A 10,187-nucleotide genomic window follows, 5' to 3' on the forward strand; every position below is an offset into this window, starting at 1 on the left:
GGACGCACCGGCGCTGACCCAGTACGGCACCTTCACCGTGACCGCGCTGGACGGCGTCACGAGCCTGACCGTTGGCGGCATCGCCGTGGTCAGCGGTGGTGTGGCCGCCGGCTTCCCGCAAACCGCCGTCACGCCACTGGGCAGCACCCTGACCATCACCGGGTTCAACGCCGCCACCGGGGTGATCAGCTACAGCTACACGCTGAACGATAACGAAGCCCATCCAACGGCCAACGGCACCAACAGCCTCACCGAGAACTTCAGCGTCGTGGCCACCGACACCGATGGCGACAGTGCGACCGGGCAGATCAACGTCAACATCATCGATGACTTGCCGAGCGCCAAACCTGACTCGTCGTCGGTAGTGGAGGGCGGCACCGTCAACATCAGTGTGCTGGGCAACGACATCAGCGGCGCCGATGGTCCAGCGACGGTGGTCGGCGTACGCGCCGGTAGCAATACCTCGACGTCGGCCATTGGCGGGTTGGGTAACCAGATCAACGGCACCTATGGCTACCTGACCCTCGATGCCAACGGCAACGCGGTGTATCACAGCAACCCGGGTTTGGTCGGCGATGCGGGGGCGACCGATACGTTCACCTATACCGTGCGCGACTCCGATGGCGATGAAAGCACCACCACCAKCACCATCGACGTGGCCAACAGCATCATCAAGGCTAACCCCGATAGCGACGTGACGGTCTACGAAAAAGCCCTCGACCTGAGCCAGGACGGGCAGGACCTGGCCGCCGCTACGGTCACCGGCAGCGACCCGGGCAACACTGGCGAAACCGCGTCCGGGACCCTGGTCGGTTCGGTCTCGGGTGGCAGCGGCGCGCTCACCTACATCCTGGTCGGCAGCGCCACCGGCACCTACGGGCAGATCCTGCTCAACCCCGACGGCAGCTACACCTACACCCTCACCTCGGCGCCGAAAACCTCGCCGAATGCCAACGACGGGCCGAACAGCCTGAGTGAAAGCTTCACCTACAAAGCCACCGATGCATTGGGCAACAGCAGCACCAGCACCCTCGTGGTCAACATTGTCGATGACGTGCCCAAGGCGGTGGCAACGGATCGCTCGGTGGCGGCGGTGGAGATCGATTCCAACCTGCTGATCGTGCTCGACGTCTCCGGCAGCATGGCCGACCCTTCCGGCGTGTCGGGCCTGTCGCGGCTGGATCTGGCCAAGCAGGCCATCAGTGCCTTGCTGGATAAATACGACGATCTTGGTGATGTGAAAGTGCAACTCGTCACCTTCAGCAGCAGCGCCACCGACATGACCTCGGTGTGGGTCGATGTCGCGACCGCCAAGACACTGCTGGCCGGCCTCAACGCGAACGGCAATACCAACTACGACGCGGCCGTGGCGACCATGCAGACCGCGTTCAATACCTCGGGCAAACTCACCGGGGCGCAAAACGTCGGCTACTTCTTCTCCGACGGCAAGCCCACCACTGGCCAGGAAATCGGCACCGCCGACGAGACCGCGTTGAAAGCCTTCCTCGATGCCAACGACATCAAGAACTACGCGATCGGTCTGGGCAGCGGCGTGAGCAACGCCAACCTCAATCCACTGGCCTATGACGGCAGCAGCCACACCGACACCAATGCGGTGGTGGTGACCGACCTCAACCAGCTCAACTCGGTGCTGTCTGGCACGGTGATCGGCGCACCGGTCACCGGTTCGCTGCTGGGCGAGGGCGGCACATTCGGCGCCGATGGCGGCTTCATCAAAACCGTCACGGTGGACGGCACCACGTACACCTATGATCCGAGCGGCAACAGCAATCAGGGCTCGCTGAGCTTCAGCGGCGGGCTCAACCACGGCACGTTCAACACCGTGGACAACACGTTGAGCATTGCCACCAACAACAGCGGTACCTTGCAGATCAATCTCGACACCGGTGAATACGCCTACATTTCGCAGAAAACCACATCGGTGTTGATCACCGAAAACATCGCATTCACCGCCAGCGACAACGACGGCGACCTGGCCAGCGCCACCCTGACGGTCAAGGTCATACCGAACGCACCGCCAGTGGCCGCCGATGATAACGTCATCACCAACGTGCTCTCGGGCACCGTCGTGGTGCCGGGCGAACTATTGCTGGCCAACGACACCGATCCCAACGGCGATCAACTCTCGGCGACACCGACCTCCTTCAACACCGGCTGGATAGTGAAGGGCGCGGACTTCACCGGCACCGGCGCGATCAACTTCACCGGCACCAACAACAACCCTGCCAACCAGAGTCTGGCAGACGTGCGCAATGCCTTTGCGGCCAACACGGCGACCATGACGGCGCTGCTGGTGATCAGTGGCTATCTCGACAAARCGAACAGCTCCGATGGCAACAATGAAGACCTCATCACGGTCAAGCTGAAACAAGGTGAGACGCTCAACCTCGATCACAACCTGGACCCCGGGCACGTCACGATGGAGTATTCGCTCAACGGTGGGGCGTTCGTCAGCATCGCCGATGGCGCCACCATCACCGCAAGTGCGGATGGCACTTACCAGATCCACATGACCAACATTGCCAACCCAGGTAACGGCAATACGAATGCGGCGGAAGACTATCAGTTGACCATGACCGTGAATTACGCCGGGGCACACGACGTCACCCCGGACTACCACGGCACCTACACCGCCAACGACAACCATGGCGGCAGCGACTCGGCCAACCTGACCATCAGCTATCAGGACGGCCACACCCTTACCGGCACCAGCGGGGATGACGTACTGGTGGCGGGCACGGGCAACAACCTCATCAATGCTGGCGGCGGCAACGATGTGCTCACTGCCGGCTCCGGCAACAACGAGCTGCACGGCGGCGCGGGCAATGATTTGCTCTTCAGCGGTTCGGGCAATGACATCCTCGATGGCGGTACGGGCATCGACACGGCCAGCTACGCCCACGCCACCGCCGGGGTGACGGTCGACCTCAGCTTGCTCGGTGCGCAAAACACCCTCGGCGCGGGCACGGACACCCTGACCGGTATCGAAAACCTCACCGGGTCGAACTTCAACGACACCCTGACCGGTGACAACAACGGCAACGTGATCAACGGCGGCTTGGGCAACGACATCCTCAATGGTGTGGGCGGCGATGACTGGCTGATCGGTGGCCTGGGCAACAACACCCTGACCGGCGGAACCGGGGTCGACACCTTCCAGTGGCTAAAGGGCAACAGCGGCCATGACGTGATCACCGATTTCACCCCCGGCACCGACAAGCTCGACCTGTCGCAGCTGCTGCAAGGGGAGAACGGCACCACGGCTTCGCTGGATGACTATCTGCACTTCACCGTCACCGGCAGTGGGCCGTCGACGGTGACCAGTATCGACGTCAGCGCCATGGCCGGCGCCGCGCCGAACCAGACCATCGATCTGGCTGGCGTCAACCTCGCCAGCCACTACGGTGTAACGCCGGGGGCGGGTGGAGTGATCGCGGGCGGGCATGACACGGCGACCATTATCAACGGCATGCTCAACGATCATTCGTTGAAGGTGGATACCGTGTGACCTGAAACCTTAAACAACAAAACCCGCCATCCCTATGTAAGGGATGGCGGGTTTTTGTTGTGCGTCGTTTAGGGAAGTGTCCGACCAGCGGTAGCAAAACCTGTAATTTCTGACAGTAGCCAGTCTTGCGTGACTGCCTTTAAATCAAGACATCGAGATGAGTGAAGCACTCATCAATGTAAGGCGAGTAATCAGTGTCCGCGCTCTTCGTCTGGCATTGCGATAACTGAACGTCAGGGCAATAAAGCTCAACATCAAAGGAGTATTAAAATGTCCAAAAAAGAAAGCTTTCCTGTTAACGCCAGAAAAAAAAGAGAGCAGTACCTGGCCTATCGACAAAGCCTACGCGTTATTGATATGGCTGCCCCCACACCTGGTACCGCCAACCCTTTTTTAGATCCTTTGGTAGCCGGCGGTCCGAAGTACCTTCCTTATAGTTCTTTTAATAAATCGCTGGTGTTTATGCACCCGGTATTTGATGGGCAAGATAGCAGCACTCCATCGAATTTTATTAGCTCGATGCTGACGGTTGATGGTACCCCGGATTTAACATCAAAATTTGAAGAGAGTACACCTCTTGATCCTCTTCCACCTCGTCCCATGACCCTCAATTTGCCGACTAAAGATGCCCCCGGTTTGCGTAAAATCAGTTTGGCCTTCGAGTTTCAGGGTAACCCTGCGAACGTTGAGGAATTCGAATACTTTGTCGATACCGCCGCGCCCTTACTCGATAAGTCAGTAGAGCCACCGCAAACCGCAATAGATTATGGTTTGGATCCGGATGACTTTGCTGGAGGCAAGGTTGTTAAATTGAAGTATGAGCCTTGGTCGAATCAACGACTTGGGGACAAGATTACGTGCTATATCGGTCGTGATAAAAATACTAAGCAGGAAGTGAGTTCTATAACAATAACTGCGGCTTACTTGAATCAAACGCTAGAGTTCGATTTGACGGCTGCTCACGTCGTTAATTTCGATGGGAGATATATTGTTTTCTGTGAGGCGACGAGTTATCCGGGCGTTCCGTCCTCACCCTCTGCAGAAACAGTATTGTATGTGTTCAAAAATCTTAAGCCGGTTGTGGCGGACCCCTTGCACGTTCCCMAAATATCAGATCCGACCCTTGATGCGATTGGGGTTCAGGAATTGATTGATGGATTGGATGCTGGTCTTGAAAAACTGATTCCAAATTTTAATAGTTCATTGGATAAAATTGTATACACCATTGATGGAGTAGAACAATCGGAGATGGCTATACCCGCCTTCCCATTCTTGCATAAACTTGATAACCACGCTCTTGTTAAAAATGGGCATTACAGAAATGATCTGAAACTGGGCTACAGAATTAAACGAGGCATCTTTTTTTATCCGGCTACACCTCTCGTCACCGATTATTTATTGGATACCCGAAAACCATGTGCACCGTTTGACCCCGATAAGCCGAATCCACCGGACGAGACTATGCTTCTTCCATGGATTAAGGGGCCGGTCTCCGATAAAAATATACTGACGGCAGCAGATAAACAGAATGGCGGGGCTGTTAAAGGGTTTTTACCTTATCACGCTAATTTCAAAGTAGGAGACTCTGCTCAATTTTACATAGGTGGCGTTGAAGTGCCGCCGCCGGGCGGAATCTATGAGCCCGATGGCACTGAAGATAAAACAAAGCCCATTGAATTTGAAATGGATTGGACCTTTCTTGCAACGATACCGGATAATAAAACCACGCAACTTCAAGTCGTTGTAACGCATGACCTGAATTATAACGAGGCGATTTCTAAAACGGATTTTGCGGATGTCAGTACTCGGCCGATCGTCTTGACCGCGGCCGGATTCAAATACATGCATGCCAATCCGGCGATCGGTTTGAACTGCAGCTCGTTGAGAAAACTACCCGATGGCTCGATTGTGTTGGTTGTTAATATTCCTGCGGATACACGGCTGGCTGGCAACGAAGTTACAGTAAAGTACGAAGGATATACTACAAACACTCCTGGGACTCCTATTCCCGGTTCTGAGTGGACGGATACCCCATATGCTCCTAATCCAACTGAAGCAGCTGCCGGTTATGAAAGGTATATGCCCTATGCTCATATGTTGGCGACACTCAATGGTTATGGTCGGGTGAGCTATCAGGTCACTATCAAAGGGGAGTTTGCCGAGAAAGATGGCGATGTTGTTCGGGTTAGCGCGTATAACGGCACGGATACATGCGATGTGGTGAAACCGATTGATCCTGTATAGATCGAGCGCCAGTAGGAAAAAGTCTTTTAGCTGAGTCCAACTGTATATCCGGTGTCGAGGCATCGGATATACAGAGTTGTTTTTTTTAATTTTCCGCTTCGGTTTTTCTCACGCTTTCAGAGATTAATCCTACATTTTTTTGTAGGAAGTCTCTGTATCGTCCGCAGCCCTCAACGTTCTCCGCTTCTTTGTAGGAGACAAGAAGACAAAAGGACAGACTCATGAGCTTCGATAACTCAGTCTCAAATAAAACTGCGACCGTTACGACATTCAAAGTGCTGGCACTGTTGCYGGCTTTTTTTTGGGTGAGCACTTCCGCAATGGCGGCGATCGAAGTTGGCGCCGGCGAGAACGTGACGATCGATCCGGCGGACCCGACCAGCGACTATCTGGTGAGAAATGGCGGCGTACTCAATGCGGGGGCAGTAACGACCCAAAGCTTGACCATACAGACCGGGTCGACCTTGAACATCGATGGTGCGACCGTCAATGGCATTCCCGGCTTCTATGGGATTCAGGTGTCTGATAGCCAGGCCACCATTAATCGGGCCACCGTGACGGCGGACACCCGTGCTTTATGGGTCGCTCGACCACCGTCATCTACGCAGGGGTCGACGGTCGAGGCTAGCGATAGTCGGTTCCTGGGCGGTGCGACCGGCGCACTGGTCACGGGACTGAGTACATTGACGTTGACCAACAGCGAACTGCGGGGCACCAATGCCGGCAGCGTCGGCCTGGACAGTCGTGGCGGTGATGTACGCGCACTGGCGGGCACACTGATCAGTGGCGACAGCGCAGGCGTACGAATGACCAATGACCCCAATGGCCAGGGCACCAATACATTGTTGCTGGACAACTCCACCGTAGAAGGTCGCAGCGGGCCGGCGATCCTGGTGGAAGGCGGCGTTCAGGGCGCGACCATCCAGGTGCAGAACAACAGTGTTCTGCGGGCGGCTGATGGCATTCTGCTGAAGGTGCAAGGCGGCTCCACAGCGGCGATGAATGTCGTCGGCAGTGCGCTGGAAGGCAACGTGCAGGCCCTGCAGAACAGCAGCGTCGACCTCTCGTTCAACGGGGCCTCGATGGTGGGGGACATCCTGCGCGAGGATGGCTCTACCGCCAATGTCACCATGAACAATGGCTCATCGTTCACCGGGCGCTTGAACAACAGCAACCTGACGCTCAACCAGTCGAGCCTGACCATGGTCGACAATGACAGCATCGACAATTTGTCGATGAACGACGGTCTCGTCAATTTCGGTGCGCCTGGCGCGCAGCGTGCGAATCGTCAGCTCGAAGTCGGTACGCTTGCCGGCAACGGCATCATTGCCATGCAGGGCAATTTCCAGACCGGTGAAAGCGACTTGCTGAAAGCCGATACGGCGACCGGCAGCTACGAATTGGATGTCAATGCTTCGGGCAAGGACGCGACGTCTCCTCAACAGTTGACGCTGGTGCAGATCGCCAATAACCAGGCAGCTTTTGCTTTGCTGGGAGGCCGGGTCGATGTGGGGACATTTGAGTACGATTTGGCCGAAAGGACCAACGCAACGGGCGACACTGAGTATTACCTGAACCCTACCACCCGGCTCACGTCCGGTGCGCAATCGCTGGTGGCCCTGTTTCAGACCGCCCTTACCGTGTCGTATGGCGAGTTGAAGTCGCTGGAAAACCGCATGAGCGAGTTGCAGGYGGACGATAAGCGCCATGGTCTGTGGGTACGGTCGTATGGCAACAAGTGGAACGTTGACGACGGTTCGTCGGGTGTGGGTTATCGTCAACAGCAGCAGGGTTTCACCATGGGCGCCGACACCCGGCTGGGTGACAGTCCCTGGACGGTCGGTATGCTGGCGGGTTACAGCAAGTCCGATCTGGATCTCAATGGCGGCACCTCGGCCGAGGTCAACAGTTACTACTTCGGCCCCTATTTTGGCTGGCTGAATCGCGACACTGGCTACTATGTTGATGGCGCCCTGAAGTTCAACCATTTCCGCAATGAGTCCAAAGTCAGGATGAGCGATGGCAAGCGTGCCGAAGGCGATTACAGCAACTCGGCGGTGAGTGCGATCGTAGAAGGCGGCCGAAATTTTGACCTCGGGGATGGCTGGTTCGCCAAACCTTCTGCCCAGGTATCCGCGGCAGTCATCCAGGGCAAGAACTATCACCTGGACAACGACATGGAAGCCGAAGGTGACCGCACGCACTCGTTGCGCACAAAGCTGGGCGTCATGGCCGGTCGAAGCATCGACCAGGGTAATACTCAGCTGCGTCCATACGGGCGGGCAGCGGTAGTCCATGAGTTTGCATCGAACGACAACAACGTGCGGGTCAATGGAAACTCGATCAATACCAACCTTGCGGGCACCGGTTTTGAAGCCGGTGTCGGGTTGACAGCTTCGTGGTCTGAGAATTTGCGTTTTGATGTCGGTGTCGATTATGCCAAGGGCAAAAATATCGAACAGCCCGTGGCCGTCACATTTGGAGTGAACTACCAATTTTAAAATGTGAGAAGCGAAAAAAAACCGCTATAACAGGCTGTGTGAAAACTTGGCAATCTGCATCGCGGTTTAAGAAAATGCCCCGTATCGAAAGATWCGGGGCATTTTTGTWGTCATGGCTTACATCCAAGGTCAAGCGCGCGACCGAAGTACCGACCGCCTGACGATACGGACAACCCACATGAAAGAGACCTGTCAGAAATATCAGTCATCCAGAACCAATCGAAATAAAACGCGGAAACATTGTGGTGTTTTGTAAAGCACTTCCCAAGCAGAGAGCTCCACTCATCGGAAATCCAGCCCACCCTGTTATTTCTGACAGTAGTCAATCAACCGTTCGAGGCCTTAAATCACTGCGTCCCCTTGACCAACCGGAGTTATGAACATGACCGATTTTCCCTCTAACAATTCATTGCAGACGTTGAACGAACAGGTTGACGAAAATCTTTTAACAGTCAGCAAAGTCCTCGATCGTCATGGCGTTAGCGTCGTTAACAGAACCACCTACGAAACAGCCATCAAAGTTAGCGGCATCAACGCTGAACCGAAAAACAAAGTCAGAATCATGAACGGTAATGAGGAATTGGGCGAAGCGAACACCAATGATTTCGGCGAATTCGAAAGCCCGCTGCTCGATTTGAAGCACTTCGATTGCTACAACGTTCGCGCCGTAGGCCAATGGAGTCCCTACCCGTCGTCACTGCCCAAAAAATTTACGGCGGCTACCGCGACGCCGATCATCAACGAAGTACTCAGCGACGGGAGGCCGATTGCCGACAATGACACCATCAGCGCTACAGAAGTCACCATCAACGGCAGTTCGATCCCGAACCAGGATGCCGAAGCGTTTAATGGCGATATTCCACTCAAAACGGAGCTAACCAATGCTTGCGGAGTATGCACTTTCAAACTGGAAGATCTGGCACCAGGCCCTTACATCATCACGGTCAAGGCCCCCAATGGAAACGTGTCGACGCCCCCTTTCAGGTTCACGGTGATTGAGGAAGGTATCGAGCCGGTAACCCTCGACAAAATCACCAACGCTGCCGGCACCGTGATTCCAGATAATTCCACGACAACCGAGAACGATCTGTTTGTGGAAGGCGAAGGTGAAAAGGGTGCGAAGGTTGAAGTATTCAAAAAGGGTGAAACGCTGGGTGAAGCGACTGTGGATTCTGTAACCGGTCACTACAGACATCCTACTGGCCTGCTGACTGATGACACCTACGACTTCACCGTCACCGCAAAATACACAGGTGGCGGCGACGCCGGGCCCTACACGATTACCGTGGAAGCAGCCACCACCGCACCAACACAAACTCGTATTCATGATGCCGACGGGAACGCAATTGCTGATGGCGGCGACTTAAACGCGAACTGGTTTGTTGCCAGGGGCTTCCATACGCCGAACAGTGTGGTCAAGATCAAGCTCAATGGTGATATCCAACCACAATCAGAGCTCACCAACGCTGAGGGTAGATGGGCCTCATTCCAAAGTAATCTGACAGTCGGGAGCGCCTATGAAATTAGTGCCCTGACGGAAGATGAAAAGGCTGAGTCCAATAAATGGACCGTCGTTGCCCGAGCCCCTTCCAAAAGCTAAAAAAACTCGCAGCAGACAGAGCAAAAAAAACGCTTATACAGACTGTGTGAAAACACGCTGAAGGCGGCCTAAGCAAACGCCCCGACTTGTTCGGGGCGTTTGCTTTTGTGCAGGTAACAGCCAAAAAAAGGCTTTTCAGCCCATCAACGCCATCATTCGGCGTACACCCAACACATTGATCGCTCTTTTGAGGTTGTAGGCGTTCACTGCCAGGGCCATTTCCGCGGTTGCCCCCTCTAACTGTCGCAACAGGAAGCGGCCGTTTCCAAGCAGCCATTGTTTGAGGTTGCCGAAGGAATGCTCAACGATGGAC

Annotated in this window: 4 protein-coding genes and 1 pseudogene; 4 read left to right on the plus strand and 1 reads right to left on the minus strand. The window is 55.3% G+C overall.

Annotation, left to right across the window (positions count from 1 at the left end):
• From AC1DVH_RS20725 to AC1DVH_RS20740, 4 genes are all read left to right on the plus strand, one after another.
• Positions 1 to 3,529: beta strand repeat-containing protein (locus tag AC1DVH_RS20725; protein WP_477755368.1), on the plus strand; the 3,529-nt coding region annotated here is incomplete at its 5' end.
• Positions 3,530 to 3,799: 270 nt separating this feature from the next.
• The gene (locus tag AC1DVH_RS20730; RefSeq protein ID WP_477755369.1) at positions 3,800 to 5,773 is read left to right on the plus strand and encodes a hypothetical protein; all 1,974 of its coding nucleotides are present in this window, start codon (positions 3,800 to 3,802) and stop codon (positions 5,771 to 5,773) included.
• 305 nt (positions 5,774 to 6,078) lie between these two features.
• Positions 6,079 to 8,274: an autotransporter outer membrane beta-barrel domain-containing protein gene (locus tag AC1DVH_RS20735; protein ID WP_477755370.1), complete on the plus strand. Its 2,196-nt coding sequence runs from the start codon at positions 6,079 to 6,081 to the stop codon at positions 8,272 to 8,274.
• Positions 8,275 to 8,656: 382 nt separating this feature from the next.
• Positions 8,657 to 9,874 carry a hypothetical protein gene (locus AC1DVH_RS20740; RefSeq protein WP_477755371.1) on the plus strand — a complete coding sequence of 406 codons (1,218 nt, stop codon included), beginning with the start codon at positions 8,657 to 8,659 and terminating at the stop codon, positions 9,872 to 9,874.
• Between the two features lie 135 nt (positions 9,875 to 10,009).
• Here the strand turns inward: AC1DVH_RS20740 and AC1DVH_RS20745 are convergent.
• Positions 10,010 to 10,187, minus strand: a pseudogene (locus tag AC1DVH_RS20745) (IS5/IS1182 family transposase); the annotation flags it as partial.

Source organism: Pseudomonas sp. P4_C3, from assembly GCF_056402075.1.